This window comes from Pseudomonas putida, assembly GCA_041071465.1.
Classification (GTDB): domain Bacteria; phylum Pseudomonadota; class Gammaproteobacteria; order Pseudomonadales; family Pseudomonadaceae; genus Aquipseudomonas; species Aquipseudomonas putida_P.
Genome location: CP163498.1, coordinates 3,984,228 through 4,004,985, shown reverse-complemented (window position 1 = coordinate 4,004,985; position 20,758 = coordinate 3,984,228). Strand labels below are relative to the sequence as shown.

The following is a 20,758-nucleotide window of genomic DNA, read 5'->3' as shown; positions in this document are numbered from 1 at the left end:
TGAACCTTCCACGCGTGCTGTTACTCGAACTACCAACACTCATCGACAGGGAGAGACCCATGGCCAGCAAATCGGCAAAGACTGCACAAGAGATATTGATGGCTGACTTCCAGGCCTTGGTGCGCGACACCGAGAAGCTGCTGGCGGACACCGCCAACCTGGCCGGAGACCAGGCCGACGAATTGCGCGAACAGATTCACGACCGTCTGGCCCAGGCCCGCGAAACCCTGCAACTGACCCAGGACTCGGTGCGTGATCGCGGCCAGGCGGCGCTGGGCAGCGCCGAGCAGTACGTACAGGAAAACCCGTGGCAGGCGATCGGCATCGCGGCCGGCGTCGGCCTGTTGATCGGCCTGCTGGCCAACCGGCGCTAAGGGGTTCCCATGGAGAATGAAGCCAACGCTTCCGGCGCCTCGGGCAGGCGCCTGGGCGCGGCCGCGCTGGGACTGCTGCACAGCCACATCGAGCTGTTCGGCATCGAGCTGCAGGAGCAGAAAGGCCGGACCTTGCGCCTGCTGCTGTTCGCCGGGCTGGGCCTGGTGTTCGCCCTGCTGCTGCTGACCGCACTGTCCGGGCTGCTGCTGGTGCTGCTGTGGGACAGCTATCGACTGGCCGGGATCATCGGCCTGTGCGTGTTCTATGGCATTGCTGCGCTGTACTGCGGTGTACGCCTTAAGGCGGCGGTGTTCGACGAGTCATCGCCCTTCGGCGCCACCCTCGAAGAACTTGCCAAGGACCGGGAGCGCCTGTTGCCATGAGCCTGCCAGAACTGCCGAACACGCGTAACCCGCGAGAACTGCGCAAGGCGCTGTTGCGCCTGCGCATGGAGATGCACCGCCAGGAAATTCGCCACGAGTCCGGGCAGTTGCTTGAGCCGCTGCGCCGCGTACGCGGCATGGGCAGCTCGCTGCAAGATGGCCTGGGAATCAAGCATGCGCCCCTGTGGGGCATCGGCGCCGTGGTAGCGCTGGGCTTCCTCACGGGTAAAGGCGTGCGCAGCGGCAACCTGACGCGCCTGGTACGGTTGGGCACCAGCCTGCTGCCGCTGGTACGCCTGTACCTGCAAGGCAACCGCCGCCCCTGAACACGCGCGCAGCCTGCAGGAGCTGCCTTGTGCTGCCCCTACAGGCTATGCTGCTGGCTTCGAACGACCGGAGACCGCGCCTTGGACTGGCACACCCTGCTTACCCGCGAACGCCTGGGCAAAGCCCTGTACAGCGCCGATGAACTCGGGCGCAGCCCCTTCCACAAAGACCACGACCGCATCATCTTCTCTGGTGCCTTTCGCCGCCTCGGGCGCAAGACCCAGGTGCACCCGGTTTCCAGCAACGACCATATCCACACGCGCCTGACCCATTCGCTGGAAGTCAGCTGCGTGGGTCGCTCGCTGGGCATGCGCGTCGGCGAAACCCTGCGCGACAGCCTGCCGGACTGGTGCGCCCCCAGTGACCTGGGGATGATCGTGCAGTCGGCCTGCCTGGCCCACGACATCGGCAACCCGCCCTTCGGCCACTCCGGCGAAGACGCCATTCGCCACTGGTTCCAGCAGGCCGCCGGGCGTGGCTGGCTGGACGACATGAGCGACGACGAGCGAGCCGACTTCCTCAACTTCGAAGGCAACGCCCAAGGCTTTCGCGTGCTCACCCAACTGGAGTATCACCAGTTCGACGGGGGCACCCGGCTGACCTATGCCACCCTCGGCACCTACCTCAAGTACCCCTGGAGCGCCCGCCATGCCGACGCCCTGGGCTACAAGAAGCACAAGTTCGGCAGCTACCAGAGCGAACTACCCCTGCTCGAGCAGATAGCCCGCAAGCTCGGCCTGCCCCAACTGGAGCACCAGCGCTGGGCGCGCCACCCACTGGTTTACCTGATGGAAGCTGCCGATGACATCTGTTACGCGCTGATCGACCTGGAAGACGGCCTGGAAATGGAGCTGCTGCAATACGCCGAAGTCGAAGCGCTGTTGCTCGACCTGGTCGGCGAAGACCTGCCGGAAACCTACCGCCAGCTCGGCCCGCGCGACTCCCGCAGACGCAAGCTGGCAATCCTGCGCGGCAAGGCCATCGAACACCTGACCAACGCCGCCGCCCACGCCTTCGTCGAACAGCAGCAGGCGTTGCTGGCCGGGCGACTGCCGGGTGACCTGGTCGAGCATATGCACGGCCCGGCCAAGCGCTGCGTGCTGCAGGCCAAGGACATGGCACGCAACAAAATCTTCCAGGACAAGCGTAAGACCCTGCACGAAATCGGCGCCTACACCACCCTGGAAATACTGCTGAACACCTTCTGCGGTGCGGCACTCGAACAGCACGGAGGGCGCACGCCATCGTTCAAGAGCCGCCGGGTGCTGGACCTGATCGGCAACAACGCACCAGACCCGCACGCCTCGTTGCACAGCGCCTTCCTGCGCATGATCGACTTTATCGCCGGCATGACCGACAGCTACGCCAGTGAAATGGCGCGGGAAATGACCGGGCGCTCCAGCCCGACCTGAACCACGTCGGTGCAGCCTGGGCTCGGCCCAGCGCTGCTCCGCGTGTTGCAGGAAACTTCCTACGCATGCTGGCTGAAAACTAAACACCACGTATAAATATCAATGAAAAGTTACTAAGTGCGCTTTGACATTGCGTTAAGCATGCCTATTTCGTAGCCCGTTTTGTTTTATCTTGTAAGCCATTTCCCATATGGCGCTAACAGCCCTTCCTCCCATGCCAGACGACTTCCAACTGCGATAAGGTGCCACCTGTCACCGTCAATCGACCGCAGGGAAGTTGAACATGCACTCCATATTTATTGTTGACGACCACCCGGTCATCCGCCTGGCCGTCCGTATGCTGCTGGAAAACCAGAACTACAAAATTGTCGGCGAGTCGGACAATGGCGTAGACGCCATGCAGATGATCCGCGAGAGCAACCCCGATCTGGTCATCCTCGACATCAGCATTCCCAAGCTAGACGGCCTGGAGGTGCTTTCCCGGTTTCAGTCCATGGCCCTGCCCTTGAAGGTGCTGGTATTGACTGCACAATCCCCGGCATTGTTTGCCGTACGCTGCATGCACTCGGGTGCCGCAGGTTACGTGTGCAAGCAGGAAGACCTGAGTGAACTGCTCAGTGCTATCAAAGCCGTACTGGCCGGTTATAACTATTTCCCCAGCCAGGCCATTAAGCACAACCAGGTGATCGATACCGACTTGCAACTTTTTCGCCAGGTAAATGACCGTGAATTGATGGTACTGCAACTTTTCGCTCAAGGCCGCAGCAACAAGGAAATTGCCAAGGGCATGTTTCTCAGCAGCAAGACCGTCAGCACCTACAAGAAGCGCCTCATGCACAAGCTACAGGTCAACACGCTGGTCGACTTGATCGAAATGGCCAAGCGCAATGCGCTGGTCTGAGAGTGGTCATGACCTGCGCGCTCGCCCGCCTGTTGCTCGCGCTGCTGCTGTTCAGCGGTGGGACACAGGCTGCCCATCTTGAAGCCTCGTCCTTTACGTTGCTGGCACGCACATCGTCCGCCCCGGCTCAGCCCCGGCTCACGACCGAACAACGGCAATGGCTGGAAGGTCGTCAGGAACTGGTGCTGGGTACCTCGGCCCCCGACTATCCGCCGTTTGACATCACCAGTGGCGGCCATGATTACCAGGGCCTGACCGCCGACTACGCCAGCCTGATCGGCAAAGCCCTGCAGTTGCCGGTACGGGTGCTGCGCTTCTCCAGCCGACAGGCTGCGGTAGAGGCGCTCAGAAACGGCGATATCGACCTGCTGGGCAGTGCCAATGGGTACGAGGCGGACAATGACGCCCTGGCGCTGTCACACCCCTATGCCATCGATCAACCGGTACTGGTAACGCGTGAAGACGAAAACTGGGCGCTGGACCTGGACCTGACCGGCATGCGCCTGGGCATGCTCTACCACTACCTGCCCAGACAGGAAGTGCTCAGCGCCTACCCCAAGGCAGAGCTGCTGGCCTTTGGTTCTTCCAGCCAGGCATTGAACGCCGTGGCGTTCGGCCAGGCCGACGTGTTCATCGGTGACACCATCTCCACGCACTACCTGCTCAACCGCGGCCACCTGCCACGTCTGCGCATGGCCAACTTCAGCAAGCATGAGGCCATCGGCTTCGGCTTTGCCCTGCGCCAGCAGGATACCCTGCTGTTGGAACTGGTGAACGCCGTCCTCGACAACCAGCCCCCAGCCCTGCGCGCCAGCATCTTCAAACGCTGGAGCGCCGGCAGCGACCTGCTGTTGACCGACCGCAACCTGCAGTTGAGCGAAAGCGAGGAACAATGGTTGCAGGATCACCCGGTGATGCGTGTGGTCATCGACGACACAGCTGCCCCGCTATCCTATTTCGACGACGCGGGGCATTTTCGCGGCATCACCGCCGACCTGCTGGAGCTCATTCGCCTGCGCACTGGTTTGCGTTTCGAAGTACAGCGCGCCAGCGGCATCGCCGACATGATCGCTCGCCTGAAGGATGGCCGGGCGGATGTGATTGCTGCATTGGCTACCACGGAGGTGGGCGAGGACAACCTCCAACTAAGCCGTCCCTACCTGGAAAGCACCTATGTGCTGGTCAGTTGCAAGGACAATCCGGCCTTCAATTCGCTGGATCAACTGCAAGGTCATCGCATCGCCATCGCCCGCTACAGCGCCATGGACGCCATGCTGTCGCGGCACTATCCGCAGGTCGGCTGGGTCGAGACCGAAAGCGCGTTCTACTCGATGGCGTTACTCAACAGCGGTGCCGTAGATGCGGTGATCACCACCCTGATAGATGCTAACCACGCCTTGGCCAGCAACCCCGAACTGGTGATCCGCACCTCGATCGGTAGCGAACCGGCCAATTTCGCGATGGCCACCACTGCCCAGTCACCTGCGTTGGTGTCGATCCTCGACAAGGCCCTGCTGAGCATCTCACCGGAGGAGCTGGGGGTAATCAACAACCGCTGGAGCGGCTTTGGCCGACATGAAGATAACAACGTCAGGGACTATAGCCAGCTTGCCCTGCAGGTGGTGCTGGGCACGGCCCTGCTTCTGCTGCTGGCCTTGCTCTGGAACGCTCGCCTGCGCCTGCAGATTCGCCAGCGTCAGCATGCCGAGCGTGCGCTGAACGACCAGCTGGCATTCATGCGTGCCCTGCTTAACGGCACCCCCCACCCGATGTATGTGCGTGACCGCGAGGGGTGCCTGAAAAGTTGTAACTACAGCTACCTCGAAGCCGTGCAGGCCAGCTCTGATCAGGTTATCGGCAAACAGCTGGACTGCAGCCTGTTCGCCGATAGCGAGCAGACTCGGCAGATCCAGGCTGATCACCTGGAAGTCATGGCCGCGGGCTCACCGCTGATCAAGGACCGTCCACTACGGATCAAGGGTCGGGAACTGACCATCTACCACTGGATCTTGCCGTACCGCGACTCCCTGGGTGAAGTGCAGGGCATCATCGGCGGCTGGATAGACATCAGCGATCGCCGCCAACTGGTCATGGATCTGCGCCAGGCCAAGCAGCAGGCGGACGATGCCAACCGCGCCAAAAGCACGTTTCTGGCCACCATCAGCCACGAAATTCGCACCCCGATGAACGCCGTCATCGGCATGCTCGAGCTGGCAGTCAAGCGTGCCGACCAGGGCCGGGTGGACCGCAGCGCGCTGGAACTGGCACACCATTCGGCCAAGGACCTGCTGGGCCTGATCGGCGATATTCTGGATATCGTACGGATCGAGTCCGGGCACTTGTCCCTGGCCCCGGAGGCGGTCGACCTGGCGGCCTTGATCGAATCGGTGGGGCGCATTTTCGATGGCCAGGCGCGGCAAAAAGGCCTGGTCCTGGAAGTGATGATCGCGCCGGCCGCACGTTGCCACGTTCTGCTTGACCCCCTGCGCTTCAAGCAGGTGCTGTCCAACCTGGTGAGCAACGCCATCAAGTTCACCGAGCACGGCCAGGTGCGTATTTGCGTCGACCTGCTGAACGAGGGCGCTGACACGCCAGCAACGCTGGAGCTTGAAGTGCGCGACAGTGGCATCGGCATCCACGCCGACGACCTGCAGCGCCTGTTCAACCCGTTCATTCAGGCCAACCCGCACAGCCAGGGCGCCCGTGCAGGTACCGGGCTGGGCCTGGCCATCTGCCGCAACCTGTGCGACATGATGGGCGCCAACCTGTCCATCAAGAGCCTGGAAGATGTCGGCACCCAGGTGCGGCTGAAGATGCCATTGCTACGGGTCGATGGCGCCGTGCTGCCGGCACCGTTGCCCGAGCACCTCGATGTCCCCGACCCACGGCTGAACGTGCTGGTGATCGATGATCACCCGGCCAACCTGCAGCTGATGGCGCAACAGCTTGCCTACCTGGGCCTGGAACACAGCAGCGCCCGCGATGGCCGCGAGGGCCTGGCCACCTGGCGAGCGGGCGAATTCGATGTCGTGGTACTCGACTGCAACATGCCGCACATGAACGGTTACCAACTGGCGACGGCCGTGCGCACCGAAGAACGCCATGGCAAGCGGCCACGCTGCACCATCCTTGGCTACACCGCCAACGCACAGCCGGAAGTACGCCGCAAGTGCCTGAGCGCAGGCATGGACGACTGCCTGCTCAAGCCCATCAGCCTGAGCACCCTCAGCCAGCGACTGGCGGGTATTCGCCCTCGCCGCCAACACCGCCCCCGACGCAAGCTGTACCAGCTGGACGGCCTGGCCGCCGTGGTAGGGCCTGACCCACTCGAGCGCCAGCGCTTCCTGCTGGCCTTGCAGCAGAGCCTGCAGGCCGACCTCGCCAGCTTGATGATGCTGCATCCGCAACATGACAGCGGCGCGATCACCGAGCACGCCCACAAGGTGCTGAGCGCCGCGCGCATGCTGAAAGCCCCTTACCTGATGGCGGCCTGCGAAGCGCTTGAAGCCGCTGGTTTGCCCACTGCCCAGGTGCGCTTGCGGCGCCAGGCACTGGCACGGCATATGTGCCGCGTGGAACGTGCGCTGACCAAGGAGTTGGCCACAAGCACAGATACTCAGGCAGGCAGCCAAGCGTGTTAACTGGTAGACTGCGCGGCGTTATTACCTAAGAGGATTGTTTCATGGCCACAAACCGCTCCCGTCGTCTGCGCAAGAAGCTGTGTGTCGACGAGTTTCAGGAATTGGGCTTCGAGCTGAACCTGGAATTCAAGGAAGATCTGGATGACCAGGCAATCGATGCTTTCCTCGACGCGTTCCTGGAAGAAGCCATGGACGCCAACGGCCTGGATTATGTAGGCGGTGACGATTTCGGCCTGGTTTGCTCGGTCAAACGTGGCTCGGTCAGCGAAGAACAGCGTGCTGCCGTTGAAGCCTGGCTCAAAGGCCGTAGCGAACTGACCAAGATCGAAGTCAGCCCGCTGCTGGACGCCTGGTACCCGGAAAAGCCGATCAACAAGGCTGAGTGAGACTTGTCAGCTTCGTGCTGAAAGGTTGATTGCTGAAAAGGCCACCCCCCGAGGTGGCCTTTTTATTGGCGATGCTTTTCCGTCGAACGTGGCGCATCGACGCTGCGCTTGGGGCATAATGCGTATTCTTTACGTCGTGGGGCCATCATCTCTTACAGCCCCAAAGCCCTTTTCCCTCGCCGCAGGGTATTTACTCACTATGATCAAAACGCTTCGTCCCCTCTTTCTCGCCGGCTTGCTGTTGCCAATTGCCTTGCCCAGCCACGCCGCCGCCGTCAATACCACCCTGCCTGCCAAAGTGCAGCAGGCACTCAAGGCCAACAAGCTGCAGGACACTGCGCTGTCGCTGGTGATGCTGCCGCTGGACGGCCCCGGAACCCCGACCGTGTTCAATGCCGATGTTTCGGTGAACCCGGCCTCGACCATGAAACTGGTCACCACTTACGCCGCCCTCGAGCTGCTGGGCCCGACCTTTCAGTGGAAAACCGAGTTCTATACGGACGGCACCCTGAGCAACGGGGTGCTCAACGGTAACCTGTACCTCAAAGGTGGCGGGGACCCCAAACTGAACATGGAAAAGCTGTGGTTGCTGATGCGTGACCTGCGCGCCAATGGCGTGCGCACCGTCACCGGTGACCTGGTGCTGGACCGCAGCCACTTCGTGCAGCCCAACCTGCCGCAGTTCAACGACGACGGCGGCGATGAAAACAAGCCGTTCCTGGTCAAGCCCGACTCGCTGCTGGTCAACCTCAAGGCCCTGCGCTTCGTCGCCCGTAACGACGGCGGCAAAGTTACCATCGCAGTGGAACCACCGATTGCCAGCATCCGTATCGACAACCAGGTCAAGGCCGTGGCATCGAAACAGTGCACCGGTGATGTGCGCTACAACCCGGTGCCCCAGGCCGACGGCATCAGCGTGACGGTCAGCGGCCAGTTGGGTGACGGCTGCAACTCGCAGACTTACCTTTCGCTGCTCGACCACCCGACTTACGCCGCCGGTGCCGTGCGCGCGATCTGGAACGAACTGGGTGGCAGCATTCAGGGTGGCGACCGCATCGAGAATGTCCCCAAAAGCGCTCGCTTGCTGGCCCGCGCCTTCTCGCCAGACCTGGTGGAGGTGATCCGCGACATCAACAAATACAGCAACAACACCATGGCCCAGCAGCTGTTCCTGAGCCTTGGCGCGCAGTTCCGCACCGATGCCGATGGCGACGACGCCCGCGCCGCCCAGCGCGTGGTGCGCCAATGGCTGGCCAAAAAGGGTATTACCGCGCCGCACCTGGTAATGGAAAACGGCTCTGGCCTGTCGCGTGCCGAACGGGTCAGTACCCGGGAAATGGCTGCCATGCTGCAGGCTGCCTGGAAGAGCCCTTACGCTGCCGAGTTCATGAGCTCGATGCCGCTGGTGGGCATGGACGGCACCATGCGCAAGCGCTTGAAGCGCACCGCCATGACCGGTGAAGGGCACATCAAGACCGGTACGCTGAACACCGTACGGGCGATTGCCGGTTTCAGCCGCGACAGCAACGGCCATACCTGGGCGGTGGCGGCGATCCTCAACGACCCAAAACCGTGGGGCGCCTCGCAGGTGCTGGACCAGGTGTTGCTGGACCTGTATCGCCAGCCGAAGCTGGCTGGCAGCACAGCAGCCAACTGATGGGTTGGTCGGTACCGGCCCTTTCGCGGCTATAGCCGCGAAAGGGCCGGCATTGACACCTAACAGCTATCAGGCCGACTCCCCTTCCACCCGGTCCCGCCCGGCCTGCTTGGCCGCATACACCCCTGCATCGGCACGCAACAGCAAGGCATCGGCACCCTCCTCTGGTCGCCATCCCGCCACCCCAAAACTCGCGGTTACCCTGCCCACGCCCTCCACCGGCATATTGCGTACGCCTTGCCACAGCTCGAGCGCCAGCAGCCGCGCCTGCTCGGCATCGCTGCCCGGGCACAGCACCATGAATTCCTCCCCGCCCAAGCGGCAGAACACATCGGTACGCCGCAAACGTTGGCCGATGCGCTGGCACAGGCTACGCAACACCCGATCGCCGACCGCATGGCCGAAACGGTCGTTGATGCGCTTGAAGTGATCGATGTCGAGCATGATCACCGCCAGCGCCAGGCCATCGCGCTGGGCCCGCTCCAGTTCGACCTTGAGCCGCTCCTGAAAGTAACGGCGGTTGTGGATGCCGGTCAGCGAATCGGTAACCGACAGCGCCCGCAGCTCTTCTTCCACACCCTTGAGGTCGGAAATGTCCGTCAGGTAGCCATGCCACAAGGTACAGCCCTGCTCACCCACTTCCGGCGTCGCCTCACCACGCACCCAGCGCAATCCGGCCCGAGGCAGGCAGACCCGATACTCCTCGCGCCAGGGTGACAGGTGTTCGGCCGAGTAGCGCACCGAACGGCGCACACGCTCCAGGTCATCGGGGTGGATGCGCTCGAACACCACCGTGGCATCCTCGCGCAACTGCTGCAGATCAACCTCGTAGATGTCATACAGGCCCATGCTGGCATACGGGAAGCACGAATGGCCGTTGGCATCCAGGCGGTATTGGTAGATGCCGCCTGGCACCTCGGCGCTGAGCTTTTCCAGCAACCGGTCACGCGCCGCCAGCGCCTCATGCACCCGACGCCGCTCGGTGACATCAATACAGATGGCCAGGTAGCCAACCCACAAACCCTGCTCGTCGAGCATGGCGGTAACCAGCATGTTGGCCAACAGCTGGCTGCCATCGGCACGTAGCAAGGTCCACTCACCGGGCTCTGCGCCGTGCTCCTGCACCGTTTCGGCGAACATTGCCTGGCCGCCAGCAATCGGGCGACCAAAGCGCAAGCTCAACGCATGGGCACGCAGGTTCAGCTCCTCGGGCAGCACCAAATCCTCAAGGCGCAACTGCCCGATCGCTTCGCTGGCCGGGTAACCGAGCATGCGTTCAGCACCGGCATTGAAGGTGCTGATAATCCCCTTGAGGTTGGTGGCGATGATCGCCACCTGGGTTGCGGCATCCAGCACACTGCGCAGCTGATTGTGGGTGCCGCGCAACGACTGCTCGCTGACCTGCAACTCGGCAGTTCGCTGCTCGACCAAGGCCAGGGCGCGCTGACGCTGGCTGAACAGGCTATAGAGCAGCACGCTGAGCAGCAGGCTCAACAACCCGCCCAACAAACTCACCGCCAGCACCGCCGAGGAACGGTTGGCCTGCACGAACGCCTGGCTCGGCAAAATGCTCAGCTGGAAATGGTGATCGGCCAGGTGCAGCACCTGGTTGCTGGCCAGCGCCAGGGAGGCGACCGGGTTCTGCGAATCGAACATCACTTCGGGGCCTTGCAACCCAGACGGGTCGGTGATGCGCACGACCAGGTTGTCATCGGCCGCTACCGGTCGAGCGTCGCTGACCAGCTCGCGCATGCTCAGCAAGGCCATCACATAACCTGCTGCCGCGCCGTGGGGGTTGGCATCGGAAAACACCGGCGCCACCATCAGCAGGCCGCGCGCGTACGAAGGGATATCGTACATGGCCAAGGGTTCGGACACAGCCATGCTGCCAGGCCCGAGCGCCCGCGCCAGGGCTGCCTGGGGTGCCCCCTGTCCGGCAAGGTCCAGCCCATAGGGCAGCCCCGGCATTTCACCGGATTGGGTATACAGCACCGGAAAGTAATGGTCGCGCGGCGGCGCGGGGCGCCACTGGCCTTGTGCGTCCTGGTCTCGGATCACATAGCCTGGGCCCGAGTGCTCACTGGCGTGGCGCTCGAACTCGGCGCGCTGCGCGGCTTCGACGCGTGGTGCCCAAGCGTAGGCCAGGGTGCGCTGCAGCAACGGCCGGGCGTAACCGTCAAATTCGTGCGGGGTAACTTCGTTGGAAAAACTGAAGAAACGCCGCAGGCCGTCCAGGCGTTGCTCTTGTTCATCGAAGCGCTCGGCAATGCGGCTGGAGCGTTCGCTGGCCAGCAACTCGAAACGCTGGCGCAACTGCTGCTTGTAGAACGTCTGCGCGGCAAGCGCCAGGGCGGCCGTCAACAGGCCGCCCGCCACCAAGGCCACCAGTGCCACCGCCCAGGCGGACACCGCCTCTGTGCACAGGCCAAGCAACCGCGCACGCACGCCATACTTTGACATACACCCATCTCGTCACGTCAGCGTCCTGCGGATTATCTTGCCCTGCCCTCAGTTATAGCTATTGGCCATTAGCCGCGCAATGTACCTCGTCGGCTCAACGCAATTGCAGGCGCCAGGCGCGGTGGATCCGGTTGTTACGGGCAAAGTCCGGGTCCAGCGTCTGGGCGGTGATTTCCTCCACGGCATAACGTGCCATCAGATGCTCGTCCAACTGGAACTTGCGGAAGTTGTTGGAGAAATACAGCACGCCGCCCGGTGCCAGGCGGGCCATGGCCAGGTCCAGCAGTTGCACATGGTCACGCTGCACGTCGAACACGCCTTCCATGCGTTTGGAGTTGGAGAAGGTTGGCGGGTCGATGAAGATCAGGTCGTAGCTGTCGCGGTTACCTTCCAGCCAGGCCATCACATCGCTCTGCTCAAGGCGGTTGCGCTCGGAGTAGCCATTGAGCGCCAGGTTGCGCCGTGCCCAGTCCAGGTAGGTTTTCGACAAGTCGACACTGGTGGTGCTGCGCGCACCGCCCTTGGCCGCATGCACGGTGGCCGTGGCGGTGTAGCAGAACAAGTTGAGGAAGCGCTTGCCGGCCGCTTCGCGCTGAATGCGCATGCGCATCGGGCGGTGGTCGAGGAACAGCCCTGTATCGAGGTAGTCGGTAAGGTTGACCAGCAACTTGACGCCACCTTCGTTGACCTCCTGGAAACGGCCCTCGGTCGCCTGGCGCTCATACTGGCGCGTGCCGCTCTGGCGCTCGCGTCGTTTGAGCACCACACGTTGCGGCGAAATGCCCAGCGCCTGCGGGATAGCCGCCAGTGCATCGAGCAGGCGCGCCTGGGCCTTGTCCGGGTCGATCGAACGTGGCGCAGCGTACTCCTGCACATGGACCCAGTCCTGGTACAGGTCGACCGCCAGGGCATATTCGGGCATGTCGGCATCGTACAGGCGGTAGCAGTCGATCTGCTCGCGACGGGCCCACTTGCCCAGTTGCTTGAGGTTTTTCTGCAGGCGATTGGCAAACATCTGCGCCCCTTCCGACAGCCGCGCCGGCTCGCTGGCCTGCGGGGCCTGCTGGCGGACTTCGGTGCCTTCAGGCTGCGCCTCACGGCGTTCGCCAGTGACGAACTGGTCAGGCTGCACCTTGAATAGCAACAGCTTGCACGGCAAGGCGCCGTTCCAGAACGCGTATTGCTTGTGGCTGCGAATACCCATGCGCTTGCCCAGCTGCGGTGCGCCGGTGAACACCGCCGCCTCCCAGCCCATGCAAGCCTGGCGCAGGCGCTCGCCGAGGTTCTGGTAGAGGTACAGCAGGCTGGCCTCGTCACCCAGACGCTCGCCGTAGGGCGGGTTACTGATGACCAGGCCTTTCTGGTTCTGGTCCGGGCGTGGCTCGAACGTGCTGACTTCGCCCTGGTAGATCTTCACCCAGTCACCCAGGCCGGCACGCTCGACGTTGTTGCGGCCCGGCTGGATCAGCCGCGGGTCGGCCTCGTAGCCACGGATCCACAGAGGTGGCTTGGCGAGGCCAGCCTGCGCGCGGGCCTGCGCTTCGTCATGCACCTTGCGCCACAACGCCGGCACGTGGCCGAGCCAGGCACTGAAGCCCCAGCGTTCACGTTTGAGGTTGGGGGCGATGTCGGCAGCGATCATCGCCGCCTCGACCAGGAAGGTACCCACGCCGCACATTGGGTCGGCCAGTGCGCCGCCTTCGGCGGCAATGCGCGGCCAGCCGGAACGGATCAACACCGCTGCCGCCAGGTTTTCTTTCAGTGGCGCGGCGCCCTGCTGCAGGCGGTAGCCACGCTGGTGCAGGCTGTGGCCGGACAGGTCGAGGGAGAGGATGGCCTCGCCGCGGTCCAGGCGCAGGTGCACGCGCACGTCCGGGTCGATCTTTTCCACCGACGGGCGCAGGCCCTCGCGATTGCGCAGCTTGTCGACGATCGCATCCTTGACCTTCAGCGCACCGAAGTGGGTGTTGTCGATGCCCGAGCCATGGCCGCTGAATTCAACCGCCAGCGTGCCGTCAGCCGCCAGGTGGTCGGCCCAGTCGACGGCATTGACGCCATCGTAAAGGTCATCGGCGTTCTTCATGCTGAAGCGCTTGAGTACCAACAGTACCCGGTTGGCCAGGCGAGACCATACGCACAGGCGGTAGGCGGTTTCCATGTCGGCGGCGCCGCGAATGGCCGAGGTGTGCTCGCGCACCTCTTCAAGGCCAAGGCCCTTGGCCTCTTCGGCAAGCAGGCCTTCAAGGCCTTTAGGGCAGGTGAGATAAAGTTCGAAACGGTCCGACATGAGTATTCCAGAGCCTTGGGCTATTTGACTGACGAGGCAACGCATCGCCCCGCGATGTTTGCCGCACGCCTTTCCAGCAGACGTGCGGGTGACCCTTTTTGGCACGAAAGCGTGCCGCGAAAGGCCGGGCCGCCTGACCGAGCCACGCTTGGCCAAGTGGCAAAGACAGCTTAGATCATCAGGCAGTACGAGAAATTCTGGCGATTGCCGGGCAGATGTGACCCTTCGTCGCATTTCAAATTATTTCTGTCATCCGCGAGCACCGCTGGCCAAATGACGTCATTGATCGGCAAACCCCGATCATAGCGGGCTCAACGCCAAATAAGGTTGAGTCGCATTTATTTACTTATCCTTTCACCCTCAGAAAGGTTACGTGCTTATGACAAATTGATCATTCACACCGTGACTCGCATTCGTTAGAACTGGTCTTAGGCCGCATCGCAACGAGGCGGCACCTTCAGCTCGCCACGCCGGCAGCGAGCGCAAACCGGCAGAAAGACTCTGCCCGGCCTCGGAGAGGCCGACGGGACATTACAGTCAACAAGTGAGGGCAACACCCTATGAGAAGACTTAAGCGTGATCCGTTGGAAAGAGCATATTCACGTGGCTACCAATACGGGGTCACCGGCAAATCCCGCGAACTTTGCCCGTTCAATCTTCCTTCTGTTCGCCAAGCCTGGATCAACGGCTGGCGCGAAGGTCGCGGTGATAACTGGGACGGAATGACTGGCACCGCTGGCATCCATAGACTCAACGAAAATCACGCCGTTGGCTGATCGAGGACACTGAATTCGATTTACCATGCACGCCCCATCCGGGCGGCGGGCGAAGGCCCAGGGGCCCCTTGATGGGGCCCTTTTTTTGCCTGCCGATTATACCCGTGGCATGGCGGCGATAGCGTCCACCGCCTCGCGGATCAGCGCAGGCCCCTTGTAAATGAAGCCCGAGTAGATCTGCACCAGGCTCGCCCCCGCAGCGATTTTTTCGGCGGCATGGCGGCCTTCGGTAATGCCACCGGCGGCAATGATCGGCAACTTGCCACCCAACTCGCCTGCCAGCACCTTGACGATGTGGGTACTCTTCGCCAGCACCGGCGCGCCCGACAGCCCCCCCGCTTCGCCACCATGCGGCAGCGCTTCGACACCTTCACGGCCCAGCGTGGTGTTGGTGGCGATCACCGCATCCATGCCCGACGCCATCAGCGCAGCGGCCACCAGCGCGGTTTCTTCATCACTCATGTCCGGGGCAATCTTGATTGCCAGTGGTACACGCTTGCCATGGGTGACGGCCAGTTGCTCGCGGCGCTCGGCCAAGGCATCGAGCAACTGCTTGAGCGAATCGCCAAACTGCAGGCTGCGCAGGCCCGGAGTGTTTGGCGAACTGACATTGACCGTAATGTAGCTGGCAGCCGTGTACACCTTGTCGAGGCAGATCAGGTAGTCATCGACGGCACGCTCGACTGGCGTGTCGAAGTTCTTGCCGATGTTGATGCCCAGCACCCCGTTGTAGCGCGCGGCACGTACCCGCTCTAGCAGGTGATCAACGCCCAGGTTGTTGAAGCCCATGCGGTTGATGATGGCCGTGGCTTCCGGCAAACGGAACAGCCGCGGCTTAGGGTTGCCCGGCTGCGGACGCGGGGTGACAGTGCCAATTTCGACAAACCCGAAACCCAGTTGGGCGAAACCGTCGATGGCCGCACCGTTCTTGTCCAGGCCAGCCGCCAGGCCAACCGGGTTGGCGAAGTTCAAGCCCATGACCGAAACCGGCAATGCCGCCGGTTGCTTGCACAGCATGCCGTTGAGGCCGAGACGGCCACCGGCGCCGATCAGGTCCAGGGACAAGTCGTGGGAAGTTTCCGGGGAAAGCTTGAACAGCAGCTGGCGGGCCAGGGTATACATGGGCGGGCAAGGCTCAGGGTGAGTGAGGGTGCGATTATAGCCAGCACGGGCCTGGCAGGACAGCAAATCGTGGGAGCGCTTGGCACATGGGTTGCACCAATCCACCCACAGCCTTATCAGTACTGGCGAGGACCCTTGTGAACACCGCACCCCGAGCAACGCCCCTGGCCTGGGTCAACGGCAGCGACGCGCCAGAAAAGCCCAGCCTGAACATCGGTTACATGGCCCTGACCGACTGCGCGTCGGTAGTGGTCGCCGCCACCCAGGGCTTCGCCCAGCAGCACGGCCTTACTCTCAATCTCAAGCGCCAGGGCTCGTGGGCCGGGTTACGCGACAAGCTGGTCAGCGGCGAACTGGACGCCGCGCATTGCCTGTATGGCCTGGTCTACGCCGTACACCTGGGCATCGGTGGCGTGCCCGCCTACGATATGGCCGTACTCATGGGGCTGAACCAGAACGCCCAGGCCATCAACCTGTCGCCGGCCCTGCAGCGCAAGGGTGTGACCAACCCTGAAGCGCTGGCGCGCCTGGTGCACCAGCATGGCGCACGCCTGACATTCGCCCAGACCTTCCCCACCGGCACCCATGCCATGTGGCTGTATTACTGGCTGGCCAGCCAAGGTATCCACCCACTGCGCGACGTCGACAGCGTAGTGGTGCCACCGGCGCAGATGGCTGCACACATCCAGGCCGGGCGCATTGACGGTTTCTGCGCGGGTGAACCGTGGGCCGCCGACGCTGTGGCCAAGGGCCAAGGCTTCACCTTGGCCACCAGCCAGTCGATCTGGCCGGATCACCCGGAAAAGGTCCTGGCCTGCGCGCGCGCCTTTGCCGAGCAGTACCCCAACAGTGCCCGCGCGCTGATCAAGGCGATCCTCGCGGCCAGCCGGTTCATCGAGCAAAGCCCGGAAAACCGCCGCAGCACCGCGCAACTGCTCAGTGGCAGCGCCTATCTGGATACCCCACTGGACACCATAGAACCGCGGCTGCTCGGCCACTATCAGGACGGCCTGGGCAACCATTGGCAAGACCCGCACGCCCTGCGCCTGTTCGACCAGGGTCGGGCCAACTGGCCCTACCTGTCCGACGGCATGTGGTTCATGACCCAGTTCCGCCGCTGGGGGCTGCTGCGCGAAGACCCCGACTACTTGGGCGTGGCCCGTCAGGTCCAGCAGCTGCGGCTGTACAGTGAGGCCGCGCAAAGCCTGGGCATCGCCTGCCTGGAGCTACCGATGCGCAGCAGCCTGCTGATCGACGGCACCCGCTGGGACGGCAGCGACCCCTACGGCTATGCCCGCAGTTTCAGCCTGCACGCCTTGGGCGACCAGCCCAATGCCCGTGTCGGCCTGTGAGGGAGACCAGCATGTTGCGCATCCTGCTGATCGACGACACCCAGAACAAACTCGGCCGCCTCAAGGCAGCATTGAGCGAGGCAGGCTTCGAAGTCATCGAAGCCCCAGACCTGACCATCGACCTGCCCGCCTGCGTCGAAACAGTGCGCCCGGACGTGGTGCTGATCGACACCGACTCACCCGACCGCGATGTGATGGAGCAGGTAGTACTGGTCAGCCGTGACCAGCCACGCCCCATCGTGCTGTTTACTGACGAGCACGACCCCGGAGTGATGCGTCAGGCGATACAGGCAGGGGTGAGCGCCTATATCGTAGAGGGCATCCATGCGGCGCGGCTGCAGCCGATCCTGGATGTGGCCATGGCCCGCTTCGAAAGCGACCAGGCACTGAAAGCGCAGCTGCTGGCGCGCGATCAGCAACTGGCCGAGCGCAAGCGTATCGAGCAGGCCAAGGGCTTGCTGATGAAGATGAAGGATTGCAACGAAGAGCAGGCGTACACCTTGATGCGCCGACAGGCCATGAGCCGGCAGCAGAAGCTGATCCAGGTGGCCGAACAGATCATTGCCATGCACGAGATGCTGGGGTAATGCGCCTGGCCTGAGACCTCACAGGCACTGAAAACCCATAGGCACGCCAACACTTGGCCCATCTCTTGCTGAACAAACATCACCGGTAGCCAACGGCGGTTGCCCCACTTAATTCCCGACAAAGACGTCGCTCTCCCCTCCACCCCCGTGGAGCGGGTGGCGGCGTCTTTTTCGTTCCGTTGCATTGCCGAGTGAGGTGTTCGATGAGTACCAGCTTCTGGAAATCCGGGCATGTGCCCACGCTGTTCGCCGCGTTCCTGTACTTCGACCTCAGCTTCATGGTGTGGTACCTGCTGGGCCCACTGGCGGTGCAGATTGCTGCCGACCTGCAACTGAGCGCACAACAACGGGGCCTGATGGTGGCCATGCCGATCCTGGCCGGGGCTATCCTGCGCTTTGCCATGGGCGTGCTGGTGGACCGCCTGTCACCCAAGACCGCCGGCCTGATCGGCCAGGTGGTGGTTATCGTCGCACTGGCCGCAGCCTGGCACCTGGGCGTGCACAGCTATGAACAAGCGCTGCTGCTGGGGGTGTTTCTGGGGTTCGCGGGTGCTTCGTTCGCTGTGTCGCTGCCACTGGCTTCGCAGTGGTACCCGCCACAGCACCAGGGCAAGGCCATGGGCATCGCCGGCGCCGGCAACTCTGGCACCGTGTTCGCCGCCCTGCTGGCGCCGGCGCTGGCTGCAGGCTTTGGCTGGAACAATGTGTTCGGCTTTGCGCTGATCCCGTTGACACTGGCGCTGGCGGTGTTCGCCCTGCTGGCGCGTAACGCCCCACAACGGCCCAAACCGAAAGCCATGGCCGACTACCTCAAGGCCCTGGGTGACCGAGACAGCTGGTGGTTCATGTTCTTCTACAGCGTCACCTTCGGTGGCTTCATCGGCCTGGCCAGCGCCCTGCCCGGCTATTTCAGCGACCAGTACGGCCTGAGCCCGATCACCGCCGGCTATTACACCGCAGCTTGCGTGTTCGCCGGCAGCCTGATGCGCCCGCTCGGCGGCGCGCTGGCTGACCGTTTTGGCGGCATCCGTACCCTGTTGGGTATGTACAGCGTGGCAGCTATCTGCATCGCCGCAGTTGGTTTCAACCTGCCCTCTGCCGCAGCCGCACTGATGCTGTTCGTCAGCGCCATGCTTGGCCTGGGCGCCGGCAACGGCGCGGTGTTCCAGCTGGTGCCGCAACGCTTTCGCCAGGAAATCGGTGTAATGACCGGGCTGATCGGCATGGCCGGCGGCATTGGCGGTTTCCTGCTGGCGGCCGGGCTTGGCACTATCAAGCAGCACACCGGCGACTACCAACTTGGCTTGTGGCTGTTCGCCAGCCTGGGCCTGCTGGCGTGGTTTGGCCTTCATGGCGTGAAACAGCGCTGGCGCACCACCTGGGGCTCGGCTGCAGTCACGGCAGCACGGGTCTGAGATGAGCCTGCAATTGAGCTTTGCCCAAGCCAGCGCCACTGGGCCTCGCGCGGAAAACCAGGACGCCCTGCGCCTGGTTACCCCGGCGCCAGAGCTGGCCGCCAGCAAAGGCTACCTGTTCGCCCTGGCCGATGGCGTCAGCCAATGCGCCGACGGCGGCCTGGCAGCGCGAGCCAGCCTGCAGGCGCTGGCCCTGGATTACTACGCCACTCCGGCCACCTGGAGCGTCGCCCAGGCCCTCGACCGCCTGTTGCTGGCGCAAAACCGCTGGTTGCGTGCCCAGGGCAGCGGCCAGCCATTGCTGACCACCCTTAGCGCGCTGGTGTTGCGCGGCCGGCGCTTTACCCTGGCCCACGTTGGCGACTGCCGGGTGTACCGCTGGCACGATGAGAACCTGCAGTGCCTTAGCGAAGACCATGTATGGGACCAGCCGGGCATGCAGCACGTACTCAAACGCGCGCTGGGCCTGGACCAGCACCTGCTGGTGGATTACCTGGAAGGCGAGCTGCAGCCGGGCGAGTGCTTTCTGCTGCTCAGCGACGGGGTCTGGGCCAGCCTGGGCGAGCAACACATCCAGGCCGTGCTGCGCGAGCAGCCTGATCTGCAACTGGCCGCCGACACCCTGGTTGCCAGCGCGCACCTCAATGGCAGCCAGGACAACGCCAGCGCCTTGCTGGTGCACGTCGAGCAACTGGGCCCAGCCAACCTGGGCGATACCCTGGCACAGCTGCAAGAATGGCCAGTGCCCGGCCCGCTGCGTGAAGGCCAGGTGATAGACGGCTGGAAGGTTGAAAAACTGCATGCACACAGCCGCCAGTCCCTGCTGTACCAAGTGCGCGATAGCCAGAACCAACCGTGGCTGCTCAAAACCCTGCCCGCTGCGCGCGAACAGGAAGCGGGGGCAGCGCAAGGCCTGTTGCTGGAGGAGTGGTTCCTGCGCCGCATCGCTGGCCGGCACTTCCCCGAGCTGCACGCCGCCAGCCAGCGCCAGCACCTGTACTACGTGATGCGCGAATACCCCGGCCAAAGCCTGGCGGCACTGCTGGCCGCACACGGCCCGCTGCCTTTGGCGCAATGGCTGGAGGTCGCTCGGCAACTGCTACAGGCAGTTGGCGTGCTGCACCGGCGCAACTTGCTGCACCGCGACATCAAGCCCGACAACCTGCACCTGGGCCGCGATGGCCAACTGCGCCTGCTGGACTTCGGCCTGGCCTATTGCCCGGGCCTGTCCGAAGACCCGCTGCACGAGCTGCCCGGCACGCCCTCGTACATCGCCCCGGAAGCGTTCGATGGCCTGCCACCCAGCCCGCGCCAGGACTTGTATGCAGTGGGCGTGACGCTGTACCACCTGCTGACCGGCCACTACCCGTACGGCGAGATAGAAGCCTTTCAACGCCCGCGCTTCGGCCAGCCGGTCAACGCCTCGCGCTATCGCCCCGACCTGCCGGAATGGTTGCAGCACAACCTGCAACAGGCCCTGGCGGTCGACCCTGCCCAGCGCTTCGAAACCGCCGAGCACTGGTTGCTGCTGCTCGAACGCGGCGACCGTCAGGAACTGCCCAGCCGACCACGCCCACTGCTTGAGCGCGAGCCGGTGAAAGTGTGGCGCACGCTGGCCCTGCTGTCGTTGCTGATCAATCTGATACTGCTGCTTACCCTGCTCAAGGGCTGACGCAA

General features: G+C 63.3%; 16 protein-coding genes. 13 read left to right on the top strand and 3 right to left on the bottom strand.

All coding sequences use genetic code 11. The features are described 5' to 3' along the window. The first annotated feature begins 59 nt into the window (after nucleotides 1–59). The 8 genes from AB5975_18470 to dacB all read left to right on the top strand — a co-directional run bounded on the left by AB5975_18470 (nucleotide 60) and on the right by dacB (nucleotide 9,082). A complete protein-coding gene (locus AB5975_18470; GenBank protein XDR18604.1) occupies nucleotides 60–374 on the top strand; it encodes a YqjD family protein in 315 nt (104 codons plus the stop codon). Between the two features lie 9 nt (nucleotides 375–383). Beyond that, nucleotides 384–758, top strand: a complete 375-nt coding sequence (locus tag AB5975_18465) for a phage holin family protein (protein ID XDR18603.1) — start codon at nucleotides 384–386, stop codon at nucleotides 756–758. Then, a complete protein-coding gene (locus AB5975_18460; GenBank protein XDR18602.1) occupies nucleotides 755–1,084 on the top strand; it encodes a hypothetical protein in 330 nt (109 codons plus the stop codon). The genes AB5975_18465 and AB5975_18460 overlap by 4 nt, the downstream gene beginning before the upstream one ends. Nucleotides 1,085–1,165: 81 nt before the next feature. Next, on the top strand, nucleotides 1,166–2,497 hold the full coding sequence (locus tag AB5975_18455) for a deoxyguanosinetriphosphate triphosphohydrolase (GenBank protein ID XDR18601.1): 1,332 nt from the start codon (nucleotides 1,166–1,168) through the stop codon (nucleotides 2,495–2,497). A gap of 283 nt (nucleotides 2,498–2,780) precedes the next feature. Then, complete coding sequence (locus tag AB5975_18450; GenBank protein XDR18600.1) at nucleotides 2,781–3,398, top strand: response regulator; 618 nt, start codon at nucleotides 2,781–2,783, stop codon at nucleotides 3,396–3,398. An 8-nt stretch (nucleotides 3,399–3,406) separates the two neighbouring features. After that, nucleotides 3,407–7,039, top strand: a complete 3,633-nt coding sequence (locus tag AB5975_18445) for a transporter substrate-binding domain-containing protein (protein XDR18599.1) — start codon at nucleotides 3,407–3,409, stop codon at nucleotides 7,037–7,039. Between the two features lie 41 nt (nucleotides 7,040–7,080). Continuing rightward, entirely contained in the window at nucleotides 7,081–7,425 is a 345-nt protein-coding gene (locus AB5975_18440; GenBank protein XDR18598.1) for a YggL family protein, read from the top strand. A gap of 199 nt (nucleotides 7,426–7,624) precedes the next feature. Next, a complete protein-coding gene (gene dacB, locus AB5975_18435) occupies nucleotides 7,625–9,082 on the top strand; it encodes a D-alanyl-D-alanine carboxypeptidase/D-alanyl-D-alanine-endopeptidase (protein XDR18597.1) in 1,458 nt (485 codons plus the stop codon). Nucleotides 9,083–9,151: 69 nt separating this feature from the next. Here dacB and AB5975_18430 read toward each other — a convergent pair whose 3' ends face one another. Next, on the bottom strand, nucleotides 9,152–11,542 hold the full coding sequence (locus AB5975_18430; protein ID XDR18596.1) for a diguanylate cyclase: 2,391 nt from the start codon (nucleotides 11,540–11,542) through the stop codon (nucleotides 9,152–9,154). A gap of 94 nt (nucleotides 11,543–11,636) precedes the next feature. Further along, nucleotides 11,637–13,829 carry a bifunctional 23S rRNA (guanine(2069)-N(7))-methyltransferase RlmK/23S rRNA (guanine(2445)-N(2))-methyltransferase RlmL gene (gene rlmKL / locus AB5975_18425; protein ID XDR18595.1) on the bottom strand — a complete coding sequence of 731 codons (2,193 nt, stop codon included), beginning with the start codon at nucleotides 13,827–13,829 and terminating at the stop codon, nucleotides 11,637–11,639. Nucleotides 13,830–14,389: 560 nt separating this feature from the next. Between rlmKL and AB5975_18420 the strand changes: the two genes are divergently transcribed. After that, the gene (locus tag AB5975_18420; protein ID XDR18594.1) at nucleotides 14,390–14,605 is read left to right on the top strand and encodes a ribosome modulation factor; all 216 of its coding nucleotides are present in this window, start codon (nucleotides 14,390–14,392) and stop codon (nucleotides 14,603–14,605) included. Nucleotides 14,606–14,701: 96 nt separating this feature from the next. On the opposite strand, the gene AB5975_18415 is transcribed toward AB5975_18420, so the two are convergent. Then, nucleotides 14,702–15,727: a quinone-dependent dihydroorotate dehydrogenase gene (locus AB5975_18415; GenBank protein XDR18593.1), complete on the bottom strand. Its 1,026-nt coding sequence runs from the start codon at nucleotides 15,725–15,727 to the stop codon at nucleotides 14,702–14,704. 137 nt (nucleotides 15,728–15,864) lie between these two features. On the opposite strand from AB5975_18415, the gene AB5975_18410 reads away from it, so the two are divergent. From AB5975_18410 to AB5975_18395, 4 genes are all read left to right on the top strand, one after another. Next, the gene (locus AB5975_18410; protein XDR18592.1) at nucleotides 15,865–17,079 is read left to right on the top strand and encodes a CmpA/NrtA family ABC transporter substrate-binding protein; all 1,215 of its coding nucleotides are present in this window, start codon (nucleotides 15,865–15,867) and stop codon (nucleotides 17,077–17,079) included. Nucleotides 17,080–17,090: 11 nt separating this feature from the next. Beyond that, nucleotides 17,091–17,666 carry an ANTAR domain-containing response regulator gene (locus AB5975_18405; protein XDR18591.1) on the top strand — a complete coding sequence of 192 codons (576 nt, stop codon included), beginning with the start codon at nucleotides 17,091–17,093 and terminating at the stop codon, nucleotides 17,664–17,666. Between the two features lie 203 nt (nucleotides 17,667–17,869). Beyond that, nucleotides 17,870–19,081: a nitrate/nitrite transporter gene (locus AB5975_18400; protein ID XDR18590.1), complete on the top strand. Its 1,212-nt coding sequence runs from the start codon at nucleotides 17,870–17,872 to the stop codon at nucleotides 19,079–19,081. Between the two features lies 1 nt (nucleotide 19,082). Next, nucleotides 19,083–20,753, top strand: a complete 1,671-nt coding sequence (locus AB5975_18395) for a protein kinase (protein XDR18589.1) — start codon at nucleotides 19,083–19,085, stop codon at nucleotides 20,751–20,753. The last annotated feature ends 5 nt before the right edge of the window (nucleotides 20,754–20,758 follow it).

Excerpts from the sequence above, each read along its gene's own strand:
- AB5975_18445 (XDR18599.1), top strand. The coding sequence starts at position 3,407 with ATGACCTGCGCGCTCGCCCGCCTGTTGCTCGCGCTGCTGCTGTTCAGC.
- AB5975_18450 (XDR18600.1), top strand. The coding sequence starts at position 2,781 with ATGCACTCCATATTTATTGTTGACGACCACCCGGTCATCCGCCTGGCC.
- AB5975_18460 (XDR18602.1), top strand. The coding sequence starts at position 755 with ATGAGCCTGCCAGAACTGCCGAACACGCGTAACCCGCGAGAACTGCGC.
- AB5975_18415 (XDR18593.1), bottom strand. The coding sequence starts at position 15,727 with ATGTATACCCTGGCCCGCCAGCTGCTGTTCAAGCTTTCCCCGGAAACT.
- rlmKL (XDR18595.1), bottom strand. The coding sequence starts at position 13,829 with ATGTCGGACCGTTTCGAACTTTATCTCACCTGCCCTAAAGGCCTTGAA.
- AB5975_18420 (XDR18594.1), top strand. The coding sequence starts at position 14,390 with ATGAGAAGACTTAAGCGTGATCCGTTGGAAAGAGCATATTCACGTGGC.
- dacB (XDR18597.1), top strand. The coding sequence starts at position 7,625 with ATGATCAAAACGCTTCGTCCCCTCTTTCTCGCCGGCTTGCTGTTGCCA.
- AB5975_18430 (XDR18596.1), bottom strand. The coding sequence starts at position 11,542 with ATGTCAAAGTATGGCGTGCGTGCGCGGTTGCTTGGCCTGTGCACAGAG.
- AB5975_18405 (XDR18591.1), top strand. The coding sequence starts at position 17,091 with ATGTTGCGCATCCTGCTGATCGACGACACCCAGAACAAACTCGGCCGC.
- AB5975_18395 (XDR18589.1), top strand. The coding sequence starts at position 19,083 with ATGAGCCTGCAATTGAGCTTTGCCCAAGCCAGCGCCACTGGGCCTCGC.
- AB5975_18440 (XDR18598.1), top strand. The coding sequence starts at position 7,081 with ATGGCCACAAACCGCTCCCGTCGTCTGCGCAAGAAGCTGTGTGTCGAC.
- AB5975_18470 (XDR18604.1), top strand. The coding sequence starts at position 60 with ATGGCCAGCAAATCGGCAAAGACTGCACAAGAGATATTGATGGCTGAC.
- AB5975_18400 (XDR18590.1), top strand. The coding sequence starts at position 17,870 with ATGAGTACCAGCTTCTGGAAATCCGGGCATGTGCCCACGCTGTTCGCC.
- AB5975_18465 (XDR18603.1), top strand. The coding sequence starts at position 384 with ATGGAGAATGAAGCCAACGCTTCCGGCGCCTCGGGCAGGCGCCTGGGC.